Origin of the sequence: Psychromonas algarum (genome assembly GCF_004376845.1) — a bacterium.
Taxonomy (GTDB): domain Bacteria; phylum Pseudomonadota; class Gammaproteobacteria; order Enterobacterales; family Psychromonadaceae; genus Psychromonas.
This window is the reverse complement of the sequence record NZ_SNUW01000010.1, coordinates 148,173-166,877: the sequence shown is the minus strand read 5'-3', so window position 1 is coordinate 166,877 and position 18,705 is coordinate 148,173. Positions and strand designations below refer to the sequence as shown.

At 34.2% G+C, this 18,705-nt stretch carries 21 protein-coding genes and 1 rRNA gene; 16 read left to right on the top strand and 6 right to left on the bottom strand.

Going from position 1 to position 18,705, the window contains the following annotated elements; genetic code table 11:
• Positions 1-130: 130 nt before the first annotated feature.
• From rrf to E2R68_RS10965, 6 genes are all read left to right on the top strand, one after another.
• Positions 131-246: ribosomal RNA gene (rrf, locus tag E2R68_RS10990) — 5S ribosomal RNA — on the top strand.
• A gap of 260 nt (positions 247-506) precedes the next feature.
• On the top strand, positions 507-1,433 hold the full coding sequence (gene hemC / locus E2R68_RS10985; protein WP_134277733.1) for a hydroxymethylbilane synthase: 927 nt from the start codon (positions 507-509) through the stop codon (positions 1,431-1,433).
• A complete protein-coding gene (locus E2R68_RS10980; RefSeq protein WP_134277732.1) occupies positions 1,430-2,182 on the top strand; it encodes a uroporphyrinogen-III synthase in 753 nt (250 codons plus the stop codon). Before hemC ends, E2R68_RS10980 begins: the two co-directional genes overlap by 4 nt.
• A 25-nt stretch (positions 2,183-2,207) precedes the next feature.
• A complete protein-coding gene (locus tag E2R68_RS10975; RefSeq protein WP_134277731.1) occupies positions 2,208-3,329 on the top strand; it encodes a uroporphyrinogen-III C-methyltransferase in 1,122 nt (373 codons plus the stop codon).
• A gap of 4 nt (positions 3,330-3,333) precedes the next feature.
• Positions 3,334-4,515 carry a heme biosynthesis HemY N-terminal domain-containing protein gene (locus tag E2R68_RS10970; RefSeq protein ID WP_134277730.1) on the top strand — a complete coding sequence of 394 codons (1,182 nt, stop codon included), beginning with the start codon at positions 3,334-3,336 and terminating at the stop codon, positions 4,513-4,515.
• Positions 4,516-4,636: 121 nt separating this feature from the next.
• On the top strand, positions 4,637-6,718 hold the full coding sequence (locus E2R68_RS10965) for a permease (RefSeq protein ID WP_134277729.1): 2,082 nt from the start codon (positions 4,637-4,639) through the stop codon (positions 6,716-6,718).
• A 36-nt stretch (positions 6,719-6,754) separates the two neighbouring features.
• Here E2R68_RS10965 and E2R68_RS10960 read toward each other — a convergent pair whose 3' ends face one another.
• Positions 6,755-7,111, bottom strand: coding sequence for a glutathione S-transferase N-terminal domain-containing protein (locus E2R68_RS10960; RefSeq protein ID WP_134277728.1), 357 nt, complete (start codon positions 7,109-7,111; stop codon positions 6,755-6,757).
• A gap of 108 nt (positions 7,112-7,219) precedes the next feature.
• Between E2R68_RS10960 and E2R68_RS10955 the strand changes: the two genes are divergently transcribed.
• The gene (locus E2R68_RS10955) at positions 7,220-7,399 is read left to right on the top strand and encodes a DUF1289 domain-containing protein (protein WP_134277727.1); all 180 of its coding nucleotides are present in this window, start codon (positions 7,220-7,222) and stop codon (positions 7,397-7,399) included.
• A gap of 36 nt (positions 7,400-7,435) precedes the next feature.
• Complete coding sequence (locus tag E2R68_RS10950; protein ID WP_134277726.1) at positions 7,436-8,218, top strand: Rossmann-fold NAD(P)-binding domain-containing protein; 783 nt, start codon at positions 7,436-7,438, stop codon at positions 8,216-8,218.
• A gap of 84 nt (positions 8,219-8,302) precedes the next feature.
• On the opposite strand, the gene E2R68_RS10945 is transcribed toward E2R68_RS10950, so the two are convergent.
• The 4 genes from E2R68_RS10945 to trhO form a co-directional block, all read right to left on the bottom strand.
• Positions 8,303-9,292, bottom strand: a complete 990-nt coding sequence (locus E2R68_RS10945) for a calcium/sodium antiporter (protein ID WP_134277725.1) — start codon at positions 9,290-9,292, stop codon at positions 8,303-8,305.
• 91 nt (positions 9,293-9,383) lie between these two features.
• Positions 9,384-9,659 (bottom strand): DNA-directed RNA polymerase subunit omega, encoded by a 276-nt coding sequence (gene rpoZ / locus E2R68_RS10940; RefSeq protein ID WP_134277724.1) that lies wholly within the window; start codon positions 9,657-9,659, stop codon positions 9,384-9,386.
• An 86-nt stretch (positions 9,660-9,745) separates the two neighbouring features.
• Positions 9,746-10,372: a guanylate kinase gene (gene gmk / locus E2R68_RS10935; protein ID WP_134277723.1), complete on the bottom strand. Its 627-nt coding sequence runs from the start codon at positions 10,370-10,372 to the stop codon at positions 9,746-9,748.
• Between the two features lie 258 nt (positions 10,373-10,630).
• Entirely contained in the window at positions 10,631-11,608 is a 978-nt protein-coding gene (trhO, locus tag E2R68_RS10930) for an oxygen-dependent tRNA uridine(34) hydroxylase TrhO (protein WP_134277722.1), read from the bottom strand.
• Between the two features lie 255 nt (positions 11,609-11,863).
• Between trhO and E2R68_RS10925 the strand changes: the two genes are divergently transcribed.
• Positions 11,864-12,388: a lipocalin family protein gene (locus tag E2R68_RS10925; RefSeq protein ID WP_134277721.1), complete on the top strand. Its 525-nt coding sequence runs from the start codon at positions 11,864-11,866 to the stop codon at positions 12,386-12,388.
• A gap of 83 nt (positions 12,389-12,471) precedes the next feature.
• Here the strand turns inward: E2R68_RS10925 and E2R68_RS10920 are convergent, their stop codons facing one another.
• Positions 12,472-13,125: an HAD family hydrolase gene (locus tag E2R68_RS10920; protein WP_134277720.1), complete on the bottom strand. Its 654-nt coding sequence runs from the start codon at positions 13,123-13,125 to the stop codon at positions 12,472-12,474.
• 269 nt (positions 13,126-13,394) lie between these two features.
• On the opposite strand from E2R68_RS10920, the gene E2R68_RS10915 reads away from it, so the two are divergent.
• The 7 genes from E2R68_RS10915 to E2R68_RS10885 all read left to right on the top strand — a co-directional run bounded on the left by E2R68_RS10915 (position 13,395) and on the right by E2R68_RS10885 (position 18,697).
• On the top strand, positions 13,395-13,610 hold the full coding sequence (locus E2R68_RS10915; protein WP_134277719.1) for a DUF3820 family protein: 216 nt from the start codon (positions 13,395-13,397) through the stop codon (positions 13,608-13,610).
• Positions 13,611-13,655: 45 nt separating this feature from the next.
• Positions 13,656-14,648 (top strand): DUF2860 domain-containing protein, encoded by a 993-nt coding sequence (locus E2R68_RS10910; protein ID WP_134277718.1) that lies wholly within the window; start codon positions 13,656-13,658, stop codon positions 14,646-14,648.
• Positions 14,649-14,799: 151 nt separating this feature from the next.
• Positions 14,800-15,258, top strand: coding sequence for a YHS domain-containing (seleno)protein (locus E2R68_RS10905; protein ID WP_134277717.1), 459 nt, complete (start codon positions 14,800-14,802; stop codon positions 15,256-15,258).
• Positions 15,258-15,755, top strand: a complete 498-nt coding sequence (locus tag E2R68_RS10900) for a hypothetical protein (protein ID WP_134277716.1) — start codon at positions 15,258-15,260, stop codon at positions 15,753-15,755. Before E2R68_RS10905 ends, E2R68_RS10900 begins: the two co-directional genes overlap by 1 nt.
• A gap of 12 nt (positions 15,756-15,767) precedes the next feature.
• Entirely contained in the window at positions 15,768-16,607 is an 840-nt protein-coding gene (locus E2R68_RS10895) for a hypothetical protein (protein WP_134277715.1), read from the top strand.
• A complete protein-coding gene (locus E2R68_RS10890) occupies positions 16,607-17,512 on the top strand; it encodes a cyanophycin synthetase (protein ID WP_134277714.1) in 906 nt (301 codons plus the stop codon). The genes E2R68_RS10895 and E2R68_RS10890 overlap by 1 nt, the downstream gene beginning before the upstream one ends.
• Positions 17,513-18,697 carry an MFS transporter gene (locus tag E2R68_RS10885; RefSeq protein WP_134277713.1) on the top strand — a complete coding sequence of 395 codons (1,185 nt, stop codon included), beginning with the start codon at positions 17,513-17,515 and terminating at the stop codon, positions 18,695-18,697.
• The last annotated feature ends 8 nt before the right edge of the window (positions 18,698-18,705 follow it).

The window sequence follows — 18,705 nt, the reverse complement described above, 5'->3', positions numbered from 1 at the left end:
GACAAGTCAAAGAAGACATTAAAATATAAACGCTTGTGATAGCGTATTTACATAATTGCGATGATTTAAGAACAATAAGAAAAACAAATAAAAAGAGCATTACACATCACTTTCCTAATTTATTTTTATGCTTGGCGACAATAGCGCTGTGGTACCACCTGATCCCATGCCGAACTCAGAAGTGAAACGCAGCTGCGCCGATGATAGTGTGGGGCCTCCCCATGTGAAAGTAGGTCATCGCCAAGCGCCTCATTAAATGAACCCTGTTGATTAACATCGACAGGGTTTTTTTATATCTAAAATTTAGTGATGTACTAGCATCGTCTCATAAGCGGCGGAGCTCTGCGAACCCTTTCAATCACCAATCTTGCAATATATTCAGAACAATCCCTGATGACTACATCATCAGTTTTTTTTCGTTTTAGCTGTTTGAATTTTTAAATATTTTTATGAATACTAAGTTGCTTTTTGGTAGCATCAAGATTCCTTTTGTTAGAGAAATTATCATGTCTAAAAAAATCATTCGTATTGCAACACGTCATAGCCCTTTAGCTATGTGGCAGGCTAACTTTGTGAAGGCTGAACTATTAAAGTATCACCAAGACTTGGTTGTTGAATTGTTACCTATGAAAACGAAAGGCGATATTATTTTAGATACGCCTTTAGCAAAAGTGGGTGGGAAAGGTTTGTTCGTTAAAGAATTAGAAGTCGCTATTCTTGAGGGACGTGCAGATATTGCAGTTCATTCGATGAAAGATGTACCCGTGGATTTCCCAGAAGGTTTAGGGTTGTCTGTAATTTGTGAAAGAGAAGACCCTCGTGATGCTTTTGTCTCGAATAATTTCAAAAATATATCTGAATTACCGCAAGGTGCAGTGGTAGGAACATCTAGTTTGAGACGTCAGTGCCAAATCCGTTCATTAAGACCAGATCTTATTATCAAAGATTTACGTGGCAATGTTAATACACGTTTACGTAAGTTAGATGATGGAGAATACGATGCAATTATTCTCGCTACGGCGGGTTTAGTACGTTTAGAAATGCATGACCGAATTGCGAGTTATATCGAGCCAGAAGTGAGCTTGCCTGCAGTAGGACAGGGTGCTGTTGGTATTGAATGTAGATTAAACGATGAAGTTACAATGGATCTATTAGCTCCGTTAAACCATCAAGAAACAAGTTTCAGAGTGAGTGCAGAGCGAGCAATGAATTTAGCTCTTGAAGGTGGTTGCCAAGTACCTATTGGTAGTTTTGCATTAATAAAAGATGAGCAGTTATATTTACGTGGTTTAGTGGGTAGTATTGATGGTAAAGAAATTATTCGTAAAGAGATCACTGGGCATGTGGATCAAGCACATCAATTGGGTGAGTTATTAGCACAACAGTTATTAGATGCTGGTGCTAAAGCAATTTTAAGTGAAGTTTATAAGTGAAACCAACACCTTGTTTACTAATTACTCGCTTTGCTCCACATGCACAGATTTTAGCAGATAAGTTAAAAAATAATGGCTATGCTTCTATTGCTCAGCCATTATTTAAAGTTCATGCTTTAAAAGATCCAAAAATGTTACGATCTTTTATAAATCATGAGTACGACATCGTTATTGCTGTAAGCAGAAATGCAGTTAAATATACACACCAACAGCTTATTGGATCTTGGCCTGAGGCACTTTATTTAGCTGTAGGCGATGCGACTCAAAAACAATTGAATAAAGTAACAAATCAGCTTGTTTTAACCCCACTATCACAATTTGATAGTGAAGGTTTATTAGCTTTAGATGCTCTTCAATCAGTAAAAAGTAAACGTATTTTAATATTACGTGGTGAAGGTGGGCGAGACCTTCTGGCTGAAACTTTGAGTCATCGAGGTGCAAAAGTTGAGTTTTTTCAAACATATAAACGAGTTAAAATAGATCTCGATGGAGATGAATTAGTTAATAATTGGCAACAAGCTGCAATAAATGGTGCTATTATCAGCAGTATAGAAATTTTGAATCAATTATTTACATTGGTATCAAATAAGCATAATAGTTGGTTGTCTGAACTAATTTTATATGTGCCAAGTCAACGAGTTGCTATACAAGCAACTAAGTTAGGTGCTAAGCATGTTGTCCTCTTACCAAGCTTAGATAGCGATCAAATAGTAAAGTTTTTCAAGACAAATAATGGAAGCCGTGAATAGCCATTAGTTTTTAAATAGGAAAGTTATGACTGATACTAATATTGAAACACCAGAATCTTCAGCAACAGCTAAGAGTAAAGATGTTTCTTCTAAGAAGCACTTTAAAGTTCTTATAACAACAATCCTAATCTTTGTTGTACTTTTGTTATGTATTGCAGGACTTAGCTTCTATCTCTATCAAGGAACCTTATCAAGTTCAGCGGCCTATCAGAAAAAAATTGATAATTTATCTGTTCAGCTAGAATCTCAAGCGAACCTTCAAGATAAACAATATAATGAAAGTAAATTATTAAATGATCGTTTAAACACACAAGTTGAGCAGCTAAATATTCAACTATTAGATATTAAAAATAAAAACAAATTATACAGTTCTGATATACAAACTTTACAGCGCAATTTAGCTGAGACAAATGTTCGCCATCCAAGTGATTGGATTTTATCTGAAGTAGAGTATTTAATTAATTTATCAGGTCGGAAATTATGGCTTGAGCATGATGTTCGCACTAGTGTTTCTTTATTACAAACGGCTGATCTACGACTTGTAGAAATGGGCGATCCAAGCTTAAATCCTTTGCGCAGAGCTTTGTTGGAAGATCTCAATGTATTAGAGGCATTACCTAAACGAGATGTAGATGGTGTAGTTTTAGCTTTATCAAGCTTAGAGCGTCGTATTGATAAACTGACAATATCTGGATTAGAGTTATCTCAAACATCTGAAAATGATGAGTTAAATGTCTCAGAAGATATGGGAGATTGGAAATCTAATCTTGATAAATCTTGGCATTCCTTTGTTGAAAGTTTTATTGTAATCACTCATCGAGATGCACCTGTTGAAGCACTACTTTCTCCTGAGCAGTCATGGTATTTAAAAGAAAATTTAAGAAATGATTTATCTAAAGCAGAGTTTGCTATCTACAGAGAACAACAGGATATTTATGATCTTGCTTTAGAAAATGCTCTGCAATTAATAAATAACTATTATGATATGAGTGATACAAATACTCAGCAATTTTATAATTCACTTCAAAAACTTAGTAAGCAAAAAGTCTCAATTTCTTACCCAGATCAATTTAAAAGTGCGCCTTTATTAGCTCGTATTATGAAGCAACGTATTAATAAATCATTGATCATTGAAGAAGCGGAGTAACAATATGATTCGAGTTTTAATTATTGTTGTTGCTTTGTTGGCTGGACTTATTTTTGCCCCTGAATTAAGTGCCAACAAAGGTTATATTTTAATTTCATTTGATAGCTATACAACCTATGAAACGACCATCATTAATGCTGGTTTCATTGCTATTCTATTTTATTTTCTATTATTAATTACAGAGTGGGTATTACGAAAATTATTATCAATGAGTAGTATTACACGTGGTTGGTTTGGTCAGCGTAAAACTCGTAAAGCACAAAAGAATATGCAATTAGGTATGATTGCTTTATTAGAAGGGAATACTAAACAAGCACAAAAATTATTATCAAAATCAGCAGAACAAAGTGAGGTTCCTGCGTTAACTTATATTGCAGCAGCTCGGGCTTCACATGAAAATGGAGAGTTTAATAAGCGTGATGACTATCTAGAGTTAGCAAAGGAGCAGGCTGGTTGTAAGTTAGCCGTTGGCTTAGTTTGGGCAGAGCTACAACTTGATGCTAAACAGTATGAAAATGGGTTAGCTACATTAAATGAATTAAATCAGCATTTTCCAAAAAATAAGAAAGTTTGTCAGTATTATATAACCGTTTATTCAGAGTTAAATGAATGGAGTAAATTAATTACTTTAATTCATTCTCAACGAAAGTTGATAGCATTAAACGATCATGACTTCGACGCGTTAGAGTTCCATGCTCATCAGCAATTATTTCAACAGCTTGCATCGAAAGATGGCCAATTACTTATTGATTATTGGCATAAAAGTGCACCACGCTGGATGCGTAAAGAGCTTTCTTATCAAAAAGCGGTGATATCTGCATTAATTGATAATAAGTGTGGAAAACTCGCTCAAGAATTTTTATTAGATAAGTTACAACGACAATTTTCTTTACCGTTATTACCTTATCTTCAAAAGATAGAGCTTATTGACTATTACCCTATTATTAACTTTCTAGAAAAACAGTTAAAGAAGTCAGATCATGCAGATTATGTGCATCAGGCTTTAGCGTATTTAAAATTAAAAGAAAATCATCAAGAAGCTGCTATTAAACATTTAATGGAGAGTGTTAAATCATTACCTAATGCCTCAGATTATAAGATATTAGCTTCATTATTAGAGCAACAAGGGCGAATGGAGGAGGCTAATTTATATTATCGTCAGGGATTAGACTTTGCTGCCATTTAATAGGATCTATTAGTGTAATTAACTTTTTTACTTTATTAGAAAGTAATTTTATCATTATTTATCATAGCCAGTTATTTTAGAATGTTATATTATAACATTACTCAAATTAACTGGTTTTTTTATGTTACTCACTTTAAGTATTTTGGCCTTATTTCTAGGTCCTGTCACATATCGTCTACTACAACGCCAACCTGGTTGGATAGATCTATTAGATGCTTTTATTTTTGTTAGTATTTCTGGATTAGTACTTTTTCATATTTTGCCGGAACTCCTACATGAAGGAGGCCTATTAGTCTTAGTGCTAACAGGTTTAGGTTTATTAATGCCTTCAGTTGTTGAAAAATATTTTCATAAAGCTGCAAGTAAAGCACATAATACAACCTTATTACTTGGTGTCTTAGGTTTAGTTATTCATGCCAGTATTGATGGAACGGTTCTATTAGCCGATCATACGAATCAAACAGAGTGGCTGCTTGCGTTAGGTGTGTTATTGCATCGATTCCCTGTTGGTTTAACTATTTGGTGGTTATTACGTCCACAATACGGCATTGCTTTACCTTTTGTTGTATTGATTAGCATGGCCGCAGCAACATTGCTTGGTGCTTCCTACGCTGAATTGTCAGTAGCCCAATTAGATGGCCCTATGCTTGCTTGGTTTCAGGCATTTGTTATGGGATCCATTATGCATGTTGTGCTGCATCGTCCTTATATTCATCAGCATAAAAAGCACCAAGCTAAAGAAGCAAAAGAGCATAAGTACGCAGCTGGTGTTGGTAGCTTTTTAGGCTTAGTTGTTTTGGGCTTTGTTTTGTTACCACACTGGTTAGGTTATGTTCAACATAATCATGGTCATCATCATTCTGCGTCAGCACATAATCATCATGAAATTCATTCACATGATGGTGAGCATCAGCATAGTGATCACGATGATGCATATCAACACAGTGCTCACGAAACTCATGATGATGAGCATTTGCATAGCGCCCACGAAGTTCATGACCATGATGAACATCAGCACGGTACTCACGAAGCTCATGATGATGAACATCTGCATAGCGCCCACGAAGTTCATGACCATGATGAAGAGCATCAGCATAGTGCTCATGAAACTCATAACGATGAGCATCAACACAGCGCTCACGAAGCTCATGAACATGAGGAGCAACAACATAATACAGCTCTTACTTTAGTTAATTTTACTAAGTTAGCTTTATTTAGTGCGCCTATGTTGTTACTTGCTTATTTATTAAGTGGTTTGATGCATTACTTTAAGCCTGCACTGGATGTTTTGCCGGAACAAGGAAATAAAGGTTATTTTAAAGATGCAATAAAAGGGGTTATATATGGATTGCCTTTGCCAATTTGTTCTCCAGTTGCAAGTAAAATGCATCAGAAGTTATTGGGGTTAGGTGCCAATCAAACATTTGCCACAGCCTTTTTAATTGCTACACCTATTATTGGCTTTGATGCAATTTTAATTTCTATTCCATTGCTTGGTGAACAGTTGGTTTTATTACGAATTGCTTTTGCTGTGATATTTGCAGGTGTTATAGCATGGTTATTGGGCCGGCATTTTAAAAAGCCTATTTCCGAGGTGGTTGTGCATCCTTGCCAAGGTGGTAAACCAACCTCTCGTTTTATTACAGCTATCAAGCAAGGCTATCAACATCAACTTGACCATACTGCACCATGGGTTATTTTTGGTTGGGCAATTGCAGCGACATTATCAGCAACACCAGCGTGGGCGTTCTTTGAACAAGCATTATGGTTACAAGTATTAGTGATGATTGTAATAGCCTTTCCATTTGCTCTGTGTGCAACAGGTATGACTCCGATTATTGCAGTAATGCTAATTGCAGGATTATCTCCTGGTGCGGCAATTGCTTGTTTATTAATTGGGCCAAGTATTAGTCTAGATTTATTAAAGCAATTGCGTCATCAGCAAGGGTATTTTGCTGCTTTAGCTTTTGCAATGCTAATGTTGTTAGGGGCGTTTTTAATTGGATTATCATTAAACCAATATATAGATACTTTCTCATTACCTTGGTTAGGTGAATCAGAACCTTCATTTTATTGGTGGCAGTATTTAAGCCTAGGAATTATTTTAGTTTTATACTTTGCATCTTTATTGCGTCGAGGTGCACGTGCCTTTATTGCAGAGTTATTACCTAAAAGTTTATTAGGCCATCACCACCACCATTAAAAAATTATTCCCCCACTAATATGGTGGGGGAAATTTTTAAGAAAATTTGTTTTCTAAATATTTAATAATATCTGAAGATTCATACATCCAGGTTACTTCATTATTTTCTTCTATACGTAAGCAAGGTACTTTTACTTGTCCACCTAATTCTGAAAGTTGCTTTCTGTTATTTTCTTGTTTTGCATCAACCAGTTTAATATGCAGTGACTGACGGCGTATAGCTCGACGAACTTTAACGCAAAAAGGACAGGCCTGATATTGGAACAATTGTAAGTTTTGTGTTTCTTGGTCTATTTTTTGTTGTAAATCTGCATCTCGTTTAAGTTTTTTCGGTGCAAAAATAAAATTCAGGATTAAAATTAAACGACCTAAAAGCCAGCGGATGATTTTCATTTATTTCTCTTTGTTATCGAATTGTTAATAATTAGAAAGTGTAACCGATCCTAGCGCGGCATAAAAGAGATGATAAGCCCTTTAAATTATTAATTAAGGAAGATTAATATGAGTACTCCAGCATCACCATGCATTTGTAATTGCTGTCTTAATAAGAAAAATATTTGTGTTGGATGCTTTCGTAGTTTATCTGAAATTACTGAATGGTCTAATGCTTCTGATTTACGTAAGCGAATGATTCTTATGAAAACAAAACAACGTAGTGAAGAGATGAAGACGTCTTTCTGACTTTAATCTTTTTAGGTAAATAGGTAACTCAAGAACATGTATAAAAATAATAAGATAGGCATTTTAGGTAGTGGTTGGTTAGGAAAGCCTTTAGCAATGAGTTTACAGAGTGAGGTTGAAAGTATTTATTTATCAACACGTTCACAACTTAAAGTCGAGCAATTAAGTGATAATAATATAACTGCTTATGTCATTGATATTGAAGCATTAGGCAAAAATATTCAGACTTTTTTACAAGTAGAAACTTTGATTATTAATATTACTTGTAAAGATATATCCGCCTACCAAAAACTCCTAATAGAGATTGAAAAGAGCGCTGTTAAATATGTTTTATTTATTAGTTCTACATCTGTTTATCCACGAGATCACAGCCTATCTAAAGAAAGTGATATCTTAAAAATTGAAACAAATTTACGTTTGATTGAAAAGTTATTTACAGAAAATACTCACTTTGATTGTACCGTTATTCGCTTTGCTGGATTGATTGGCCCCAAACGTCATCCTGGACGCTTTTTTATAACAGGAAAAGATGTAAAAGATGCCAATGCGAGAGTAAATCTTATTCATCAAGCTGATTGTATTAAGTTAATTAAAACAATACTTAAACAAGAAGCTTGGAGAGAAATTTTTAATGGCTGTGCTGATAACCATCCAACTAAAAAAGATTATTATTCTGCTATGGCTAAATCCTTAGGTTACCCTGAACCTAATTGTTTAGTAATAGAAAACAGTGCAACGAAAATAATATGTAATGAGAAAATAAAAAAACAACTAGGTTACCAATTTATATATCCGGATATTGAGAAGGTTTGTTGGTAAAAGAGGATGTATTTTAATCATTTTTAAAAATAGAAATTAAGAGGTGTTAAAACTAAAACACCTCTTAATTTTTTACAGGGCCATTTAAGCTGTTGTTGCAGTCATATCCTTAAATAACCAGAACATATAAGCAATATAACCAACTACCAATAAAGCTCCTTCAGCACGGCCTAACACTGCTATTTTACCTTTTCGCCATGCAATAGAAAAAATCATTAATGCAATTGTTAAAGCGATCATTACTGGATAATCTCGTGTTAACACAGCAATATCAAAGGTGTCTGCATGAATAAGCCCTGGTAGCGCCATTACACCTAGAATATTGAAGATATTTGAGCCAATAATATTGCCCACTGCTAAATCAAATTCTTTTTTACGAGCTGCAGCAATGGTTGCTGCTAATTCTGGCAAACTAGTCCCAATGGCAACAATGGTTAAACCAATAATCAAATCACTTACTTGGAAATATTCAGCAACTTCTACCGCTCCCCATACTAATATACGTGATGAAGCGATCAAGACAACAATACCTACAAGTAACCATTTTAATGCAGCACCTTTGCCAATTTCTTCAGGTAATTCATCTAGAATTTCTTGTGGTAAATGATCTTCTCCGTGGCTTTTAGCTTCCCATATTGTATAAGCTAACATAGCAAACATCATTGAGAGTAATAACAAACCATCTAAAAAGCTAAGCTGTTGATCCCATAGAATAAAGTAGCTAATGCCAATAATAGCTAAGAGTACAGGCATTTCTCGTTTAAGTAATTTTGAATGGATATGTAAAGGATAAAATAGAGCCGTAACACCTAGCATTAATCCAATATTTGTAATATTCGAACCAATAGCATTACCGATAGAAAGCCCCGTATTTCCATCAGCAGCAGCCATGGCTGACACTAACATTTCTGGTGCTGAAGTACCTAAACCAACAATTACAACGCCTACAACTAATGGTGAGATAGAGAAACTGCGTGCAGTATTGGATGCCCCTAATACAAATTTATCCGCACTCCAAATAAGTAATGCAAAACCAATTAAAATAGCTAATGCGGGATATAGTAAAGTGATCAAAACTTCCTCCTGATTATTTTGAATACCTATAAAAAAACGCCGAGCATTTTCATGTTCAGCGTTTCTTCAAATTTCTAAAGTTAGTCGGTGTTTAGCCGCGACCTTCAGCAATTGCTGCAACTGCTGCTAATTCAGCAGCTTGCTTTTCGTGTCGTTCTTGACGATCTTGAACATCCATTAATTCATTAGTGATCAAGTTTTCTTCAATCTCACGTAAAGCAATAACGGTTGGTTTGTCATTCTCTGGTTCAACTAGAGGTGTTTTTCCTCCAGTAGCAAGCTGACGAGCTCGGCGAGAGGCCATTAAGATTAAATCAAAACGGTTGCCTACTACATTTACTGCATCTTCAACGGTTACTCGTGCCATTGTTGAACTCCAAAAGTTAATTACATAAAAAAGGGCGGTTATTATATGTGCTAAACGCGAATTGATCCAGCATCTTAATACAGAGATTAAGGGTATAATAACTCTTTAATGGTTTTACTGTGTTTAATTGCTTGTTTATCTTGTTTATTACGCAATGCTCGAACAATTGCTGAAAACTCTTGTGTTGCTGTATCAAAGTCATCATTAACGATTAAATAATCATATTCATTATAATGCGACATCTCAGATTGTGCTTCTTGCATGCGTTTAGCAATAACCTCAGCACTATCTTGTCCACGTTTATTTAAGCGAGCTTCTAGTTCTGCACGGCTCGGAGGTAGAATAAAAATACCTTTAGCCTCTGGCATTACTTTACGTACTTGACGTGCGCCTTGCCAGTCAATATCTAGAATAACATCAATACCTTGAGATAATGATTCTTCAATTGTTAATCGCGATGTTCCGTAATAATTACCAAACACTTCAGCCCATTCAAAAAATGCATTCTCTGAAATTAATTGTTTAAATTCATCTTCTGTTACAAAGTGGTAATGCTGAGTGTGCACCTCACCTTCGCGTGGTGATCGTGTTGTATGTGAAATAGACACTTGAGCGGGCATGTCATGTTCTTCTGCTAATAACGCTTGAATTAGGCTAGATTTTCCAGCTCCGCTAGGAGCCGATACAATATAAAGTGTACCAATTTGAGACATAATTTAATTTCCAGAAACTTGTATTTTTATATATCAAGCCACTTAATCGATTATTTTTTAAGCAGTCGTTTTTTTGTAAGCGCGGATTATCGCTTATTTTTTTAATGATGTCTTTTTAATCATTAATTATTTTTACCTGTAATCACTCTCTTTTCTGATTAGATTTTAAGTTTTGATAAATATAACAGAAGGTCTTTAAGCAGAAGAACAGAATATTCTTATTATATATTCAATTTCTTCTACTTAATTTTAAGCCCTTTATTGACTACGTTGTGCAGCTTTAGTGGCTTTTTTCTTATTACGATTAGTCTCTAATTGAGCTAAAGCATCACTGCCGATATGTTCATGCCCTCGTTCACTAGCTAAACGGATCTGTTTTTCTCGTTCTAAAAAACGCTGTTTCTGTTCATCTGTTAAATTATCATGGCAATGATGACAACTTACTCCTTGTATATATTTTTCAGACTTCTTATCTTCTTCTGTTATTGGCAAGCGACAACCATGGCATTGATCATAGTTACCTTTTTCAAGTTGATGATTAACTGAAACGCGGTTATCAAAAACAAAACATTCACCTTTCCACAGACTTTCTTCTTCAGGCACTTCTTCAAGGTATTTAAGCACACCGCCTTCAAGGTGGTAAACTTCATCGAAGCCTTGTTCTTTTAAGTAAGCAGTTGATTTTTCACAACGAATGCCACCAGTACAAAACATAGCTACTTTTTTATGCTTGTTCGGATCAAGGTTTTCTTTAACGTATTGTGGGAATTCGCGGAAATTGGTTGTTTTAGGATCAACTGCGTTTTTAAATGTACCAATACTAATTTCATAATCGTTACGAGTATCAACTAATAAGACTTCAGGATCGCTGATCAATGTATTCCAATCTTGTGCTTTAACGTAAGTTCCCACTGTACGGTTGGGATCAATCCCTTCCACACCCATGGTGACAATCTCTTTTTTCAATTTCACTTTTGTACGGTAAAAAGGGTTTTCTGTATCAAATGAAAATTTTGCGGTTAAATCAGCTAAACGGGGATCAAATCTTAACCAATTAAGTACATTATCAATACCTTGTTGATCACCTGCGATAGTGCCATTAATACCTTCACTTGCTAATAATAAAGTCCCTTTTACTTGATTTGCATTCATTAAATTAAATAAAGGAATTTGAATTTCTTCATAATTAGTTAAAGAAACAAATCGATATAATGCACAAACAACTATCTTTGACATACTTTCTTTCCTTGTATTGCTATCTGGAACGTAAATCCAGTGCAGTAAATTAAGATCGGCATTATACGAGCAGAAAATTGTTAATCAATTGTTATCTTGTTGTATGTGTTTTAGTTGCTATATTATTACTTACTTTGATATATCATTATTTTTAGGTGCAAATAATATTTAGTCTATTGATCTTAGAGTGATCTTTTTCTGTTTAGTTACGTAAGTATTATTAATGTTGTTAACATTTATTAGGTGAAATAAGAGATGAAAATATTATTGTTGTTTTTGCTAGTGGCATTACAAACAGGCTGTACTGGTTTACCTAAAGGAATGAAAGCTGTTGAACAATTTGACGCTGATCGTTATTTGGGGACTTGGTATGAAATTGCTCGATTAGACCATTCTTTTGAACGAGGATTAGAGCAAGTTTCAGCTACTTATTCGATGCGTGATGATGGTGGCATTAAAGTGTTGAATAAAGGTTATTCGGTTAAAAATAAAACTTGGAAAGAAGCGGTTGGTAAAGCTTACTTTGTAAATGAGAAAACAACAGGGCATTTAAAGGTCTCATTTTTTGGACCATTTTATGGTTCATATATTATTTTTAAAATGGATGAAGTGAATTATCAATATGCTTTTGTGAGTAGCTATAACCATGAATATTTATGGTTGCTATCGCGCACTCCTGAAATTAGTAATGAAGTGAAGCAAGATTTTATTAGTACCGCTGCAGAATATGGTTTTAAAACAGGACAGCTTATATTTGTAAATCAAAAGCCTATTGAGTAAAAAATACTGCATAGGTAAAAATGAGCATCACAGCACGATGTAAATAATTAATGTTTAATACTATTTTATTTTCAGAATAGAGGTTAAATAGATTGAAGCTCTTTTAATACTATTTCTAATGAAGGCTTAATTTGATGGCCTAGTGCAATAATATTGGAGCTTGGTGTAACTAAGTCAGGTACTTGATAAACTTGCATATTGGCTGAAACAGCTGATCGAACACCATTATTTGAGTCTTCAAAAGCTAAACATTGTTGAGGGTGTATATTTAAACGTTTCGCAGCTAATAAAAATATTTCAGGGTGTGGTTTACCAAAGGTTACTTCGCACCCTGTACTAAGATGTTCAAAATAATGGTCTAAGCCGGCTAGTTTAAGTTTTGTTTCTGCTAATTCACGTTGCGTTGAGGTAGCCACAGCAATTGGAATTCCCTGTGATTTAAGCCATTCTAATAAATCAATTACACCTGCTTTTATTGGAATGGCTTGATGTTTTACAATTGGCCAATAACCTTCCATCCATGTTGAACGTAGCGTTTTGTAATCAATATATTGCGCATAATGATCCATGATTGCGGTTTCAATGCCTTTTGCATTGCAGCCTATGATTTTTACATAAGCGCTTTTAACAAAAGGAAGAGATAATTTTTCACAAGCTTCTTCAAACGCTTGCATACAAACTCGTTCAGTATCGAGTAATAAACCGTCCATATCAAAAACAGCTGCTTGGTAAACCATAAATACTATCAACCTTTAATGTTTAATTAATTACGATAGGTAGGCTAACAGTTATTACAAATAATTAAAAAGTGATTAATTAAATAACAGTCTTTTATTATCTATAGCTTACGCTTAATGGGTGTTGCTTGACCTGTACTTTATTATCGAACAAACTGAAAAATAGAATAGATACAAAAATTAATGTTAAAGGCAATACAATTTAATATGTTATCCCTCAGCAAGTTATATTGGTAAGTTGATGATGTTCATCTGTTAAAAGGAAAAAAATGTTAGATAACCCTAAAGCATTAAGTGACGCGATTAATCAAGTTATGCCATTTGGTAAATATGCAGGCCGAAAACTAATTCACCTACCTGAGCCTTATTTAGTTTGGTTTCATGGTAAAGGTTTTCCTGAAGGAAAGTTAGGTGAACAATTAGCATTAATGTATGAAGTTAAATTAAATGGTTTAGAAAAAATGTTAGCCCCACTGGTTAAATAAATTCTACAAACGGTATATTTAATAAATATTCAAAAAGGATTGAGAATGTTAAAAGGACTAATCTGTTTAATTTCTGGTGTTTTTGTTAGTTATGCGAGTTTGGCTCGTCCATTAAGTGAAGAGGCTGGCTGGCAATTTACTTTAAATTTAAATGTTGGTCTGACGGGAGGGCAATCTCAGCTTAAAACAAATAGTGAAAATGAAGTCACTAACGATTTAGATAATAGTGGGCAATATCGAACCTCTGTTATGGGTTATCCACTAGGAAGAATACAATACACATTAGATAGCCTTGAGACCCAGTTTTATCTTGGTAATAGCCGCGATCAAGTTGCAACAGCACAACTTCAATACGAGTTGGGAGTTATTCAACAACTCAATGATGGTAGTCAATTAACCTTTGCCGTTTTTCCTAGATTATCGTTATTAAATGAAACTTGGGCTGATCCTTTCCTAGTAGGGAGTAAGCGAGAAGAAACCAAAGAATATACTGCTGGTGGGCGAATTGCTGTTGAGCAAATCTTTGGTAGTCCTTTTACATTAAAATATGCCGTCGCAAGTAGTAGTGTTAAAGAAGAGCTTAGTGGTCAGAATGAATTAAATAATCCTGATGATATTGCTGCATTACAACGCGATAGTTTATATCAACGAGTAGAAGTAGAAACTATGTTTCCTGTTGCGAGAGGACTTTTCTTAAAGCCAACGGTCCAATATACACATAGAAATGCCGATGGTAATGCTAATAGTTATGAGCAATATACAGGGCAATTATCTTTTTTATTATTTAGGGATAGACACTTATTAGTCACAACTATTAATGCAGGAATTCGCAATTATCAACAAATAAATCCTATTTTTAATGAGAAACAAGATCTTGTTCGTGCCGGAATATTCTCTATCTATAGTTATAAGCGCCCATTTGATTGGCAACATTGGAGTTGGACCATGATGGCTGGTTATAATCAAGAAAAATCAGATATCAGCTTCTACGATAATTACGGTTTTATTGTCTCAACTGGCTTAACTTATAAATATTAAACCTCTTGGTGGAGTGTCATTCTCCACCTACTTATTTTCCTTTCAATTACCCTCGCAAATAACTTTATTAATAATTTTTTAAAATTGTGGCAATAAAATTAATGCCGTCAGGGTCTTCTTAATTAGATATATTAAAAAAGAGGGACTAAAGATGAAAAAACGGATCACAATATTACAAGCAACAGTCTTAATCATTTTTTCTTTTCTTCAGCATGTTCATGCAGAAGACGCTATTTATACGGGATATTTTAGTAATAAAGCGGTTTCTGGTTACGACGTAGTTTCCTATTTTACTGAGCAAAAATCAGTGAAGGGAAGTAGTCAATATCAATTTGAATACCAAGGTGCGGATTGGTATTTTTCTAGTCAGGAACATCTAACATTATTTAAAAATAATCCAGAAAAGTATGCACCTCAATATGGCGGATACTGTGCATGGGCGATGGCTGAAGATCAAATTGCACCGGGTAAAGCACCTTATTGGACGGTGTACAAAAACAAATTATATTTAAATTATGATCAGGAAGTATTGGATACCTGGATAGCTGATAAAGATAATTTTATTAAGCAAGCAGATCTTAATTGGGCAAAAATTGATAAGGAGCTGTAATGAAAATTTTATCTATTTTTAGTTGGGTAGTGGTGCTGTGGATTGCTAAGGTTTTTTTATTTTCACTGCCTTATAAGTTTACTTTACACCCAGATACTCAATATATTTTCGGCTCCATAGGTTTATGGATACAGACTGTTTTTAATGATGAGATAGGACAATGGTTTGCTAATTATGGTTCTTATGCTGTAGGTAGTGTCGAATTACTTACTTCACTTATTTTATTATCCCCTATTATTTTTTGGATCTTAGCTAAAGTTAACTTATTGCATAGTGTGCCTTCTCGAAATGCAGTGCATGCAGCTGGTGGACTAATGGCTTCTTCTGTTATGGCGGGTGCTGTATTTTTCCACTTATTTACACCACTAGGTGTCGAAGTTATTCATCAAGGTCAGAGTGATGGCGGTAGTTTGTTTTATGCGGCAACTTCTATTGTGATACTGGGATTTATACTCTTTATTACAAATTATCGTGATTATAAGAATCACCGAAACTAATAAGGGATTACATTGTTGATACGTATATTATTAGTGCTTTCTTATATCTTTTGGTGCTGTCGTTTTTTGGTTGCGCCATGGAAATACTTTCAGTTAAATGCAAATTATTTTAACCAGTATCGTCAGATCTTTTCTAAGTTAGATATGGATTTATTGATACCTAAAAAATGGCGTTTAACGCAAGTTGTTGACCGAGGTCATACACCTTTGGATGAAGAGTATCCTGTATTTCTTAAACCAGAATGGGGACAGAATTCACAAGGAGTTTGTCGTATTGATAATTTTAAACAGTTACAACAACATCGTTTAAATAGAGGAAAAAAAGGTCCTCGCTATTTAATGCAGTCTGCGGCTAAAGGTAAACGAGAGTTTGAAATATTTTATATTCCGGGGGCTAAAACAGATCAATCTGCCGCGATTATTTCCGTAACAGAAACCTGTAACCGTAGCCATGATGCCATGCCAGTTAATGGGATTTACAACCAAGACACTTTTTATAAATCATGTATGACACAGCTAAGTGAACAACAAATTCAAAAAGTCATCTCTCTGTTTACTTGTATTGGTCACTTTAAGATTGCTCGTTATTGCGCAAGAGCAGATTCTTTAGAGGCTTTGTTAGCGGGGCAGTTTTCTATTGTTGAGGTTAATGTTTATGTGCCTATGCCATTAATATTATTAGTAAAAGATGTCACTTTAAAAGCAAAATTGAGTTTTGTTTTTTCAAGCATGAAGCAATTAGCATTAGTTACAAAAGATATTCCTGGATCACAAGTTGTTAAATCTATTTTCTTTCAGAAATTAAAATCTGCTCGAGTATTAAAATCTCTCATCAATAAAGAGTTCTCTTAATGAATATAAAAAAAATAATCTATGCGTGGATCAGTAAAACATTCATGGGCGGTTGTAGTAATTACAATAGCTTGGAAGTCCGTAGGGGTTGTCGTAGTAAGCAACAAGCAAGGGATAAATTTCAACAAGGTCATATCCCTTATGCAAAAGGACTTATTTTCTTTAATCCCTTTACTGCCATTTCTTTTGCCAAAAAATATGGTTTCCCTTTAGTTATTAAACCTAATGTCAGTGGGTTTTCTCGTGGTAGCCATTTTCCGATAAGAAATTATAAAGAATTATGGAAAGCTATATTTTTAGCTAAATGCTGGTGGCCTTTTACAGTGGTTGAACAATATCTTGAAGGCAAAAATTATCGAGTTGTTGTTGCTAATGGAGAAATTATATCGGTGCTACAGCGTTATGCACCTTCGGTTAAAGGTGATGGAAAGTCGACTATCCGAGAGTTAATGAAAAAAGAAAATACGATCCGTGAAGTCATGCAGTTATATCCTGTTATTTCTCCATTAAAAGAAACAGCACAAACTCGAGCATTCTTAAAAAAACAAGGTTTTAACTTTGAGTCTGTACTTGAGTCTGGGCAGCGAGTGACTTTATTTTATCGTATATCTTTAGCACCCGGTGGGGTTGTGGAAGTGATTAATAAACAACTATTACCTGAAGTTAATCAAGCATTATTTAAGCAAGTTTTAAATTTATTTGACGCGAATATATTAGGCATAGATGTTATTTTAGAAAAAGGCATTGAGTTTGATTATCGCGCTCAAAAGTGTATTTTTTTAGAGGTAAATTCTCGTCCTTATTTAAAAATGCATGCGTATCCACGTTATGGTCAAGCGGAAGACTTAAGCTCTACATTAGCGTTGTTAGATGCTTTGGATATTAAACAATCTGATACTTTTTAAATGCCTGTATTAACACGTACTTTTTATCTATTTACAGGATTTCACTCCTTTTTATTAGGTTTATTACCTTTATTTATTCCAATTATTTTATGGGATAAAGGGTTAACATTGAGTGAAATATCTTATTTTATTGCGTTTACATCGGTTGGTTTTTTAATTGCTTTATATTATTGGGATCGACTACGAGCAGCACAATATTGGGCAAAAATAATAAGTTTATCGTTTATTTTTCAAAGCCTATTAGTAACCTTATTAGTCTGGGATCAACAAATCATTTTGGTGACTGTAGGGGCGCTTATTAATGGTGCTGCTGGTTGTTTTTATTGGTCAACACAACGTTTATTATTTCAAGAAATCACCGAAAATAATAATACAGGTAATACCTTTGGTAATTTTCAAATACTAGTGGTGGTTGCATTAAAAGTGGGGGTATTAGTCGGAAGTTATTTATTGGGTATGGAGTATTTTAGTGCTTTATTAATACTTTCATGTTTATTTTCTTTGTTTGGTTTTATCTCTATTCAGAAAAACTTAAATACTCATCTCCCTCAAAAGCTCACTTATCTATCAACGCAAGTGCCTGCATTTAATCTGTTACAAATTTTACAGTTTAAAGATAATCATAAATCAAAGCTGATTTTCATTGTTGATGGTCTATTTCTTTTTTTAGAAAGTTATTTTTGGGTGCTGACTATTTATCTATTAACCCAAGAAAATATTATGCAATTAGGTTTAATTATTATCTTATTAAGTGTGTTCTTAGCGTTGATTTTCTTTTTTATAAAAAAATATATTGATCGTATTAATAACCAAATAATTTATCAGATTGCAGTCGTTGGTTATGCTTTTTCATGGTTTTTTCGTGGTGAATTAAGCCAAGCCATCAATCAAAATATAAATGATCTTATTTTATATAGTGGATTATTGCTAATTGCATTTTTAAGTAATTTTTTCCGGCTTGCGTTTAATAAACGGTTTTATGATATTGCTCGTCAAGATCAAGCGACACGTTATATTCTTTGTAAAAGTTATTATTCTCAATTTATGTTGATTATCTTTTTTTCTATTATTGCATTTTTCTTCGCTGGCTTAGCACAGCCTTTATCGCAGCTTCATATTCTCTATTGGTTGTGTATTCCTATCGCGTTACTGTATTTTTTTTATGGTAAAAATAAAAGAGTATAAACAAAAAC

Coding starts and splice junctions, on each gene's coding strand:
- trhO (WP_134277722.1), bottom strand. CDS start 11,608: ATGTCAAAGATAGTTGTTTGTGCATTATATCGATTTGTTTCTTTAACT.
- E2R68_RS10920 (WP_134277720.1), bottom strand. CDS start 13,125: ATGGTTTACCAAGCAGCTGTTTTTGATATGGACGGTTTATTACTCGAT.
- E2R68_RS10885 (WP_134277713.1), top strand. CDS start 17,513: ATGCCTGTATTAACACGTACTTTTTATCTATTTACAGGATTTCACTCC.
- gmk (WP_134277723.1), bottom strand. CDS start 10,372: ATGTCTCAAATTGGTACACTTTATATTGTATCGGCTCCTAGCGGAGCT.
- E2R68_RS10910 (WP_134277718.1), top strand. CDS start 13,656: ATGTTAAAAGGACTAATCTGTTTAATTTCTGGTGTTTTTGTTAGTTAT.
- E2R68_RS10890 (WP_134277714.1), top strand. CDS start 16,607: ATGAATATAAAAAAAATAATCTATGCGTGGATCAGTAAAACATTCATG.
- E2R68_RS10960 (WP_134277728.1), bottom strand. CDS start 7,111: ATGAAAATCATCCGCTGGCTTTTAGGTCGTTTAATTTTAATCCTGAAT.
- E2R68_RS10965 (WP_134277729.1), top strand. CDS start 4,637: ATGTTACTCACTTTAAGTATTTTGGCCTTATTTCTAGGTCCTGTCACA.
- E2R68_RS10975 (WP_134277731.1), top strand. CDS start 2,208: ATGACTGATACTAATATTGAAACACCAGAATCTTCAGCAACAGCTAAG.
- E2R68_RS10950 (WP_134277726.1), top strand. CDS start 7,436: ATGTATAAAAATAATAAGATAGGCATTTTAGGTAGTGGTTGGTTAGGA.
- E2R68_RS10900 (WP_134277716.1), top strand. CDS start 15,258: ATGAAAATTTTATCTATTTTTAGTTGGGTAGTGGTGCTGTGGATTGCT.
- E2R68_RS10955 (WP_134277727.1), top strand. CDS start 7,220: ATGAGTACTCCAGCATCACCATGCATTTGTAATTGCTGTCTTAATAAG.
- E2R68_RS10970 (WP_134277730.1), top strand. CDS start 3,334: ATGATTCGAGTTTTAATTATTGTTGTTGCTTTGTTGGCTGGACTTATT.
- rpoZ (WP_134277724.1), bottom strand. CDS start 9,659: ATGGCACGAGTAACCGTTGAAGATGCAGTAAATGTAGTAGGCAACCGT.
- hemC (WP_134277733.1), top strand. CDS start 507: ATGTCTAAAAAAATCATTCGTATTGCAACACGTCATAGCCCTTTAGCT.
- E2R68_RS10905 (WP_134277717.1), top strand. CDS start 14,800: ATGAAAAAACGGATCACAATATTACAAGCAACAGTCTTAATCATTTTT.
- E2R68_RS10925 (WP_134277721.1), top strand. CDS start 11,864: ATGAAAATATTATTGTTGTTTTTGCTAGTGGCATTACAAACAGGCTGT.
- E2R68_RS10915 (WP_134277719.1), top strand. CDS start 13,395: ATGTTAGATAACCCTAAAGCATTAAGTGACGCGATTAATCAAGTTATG.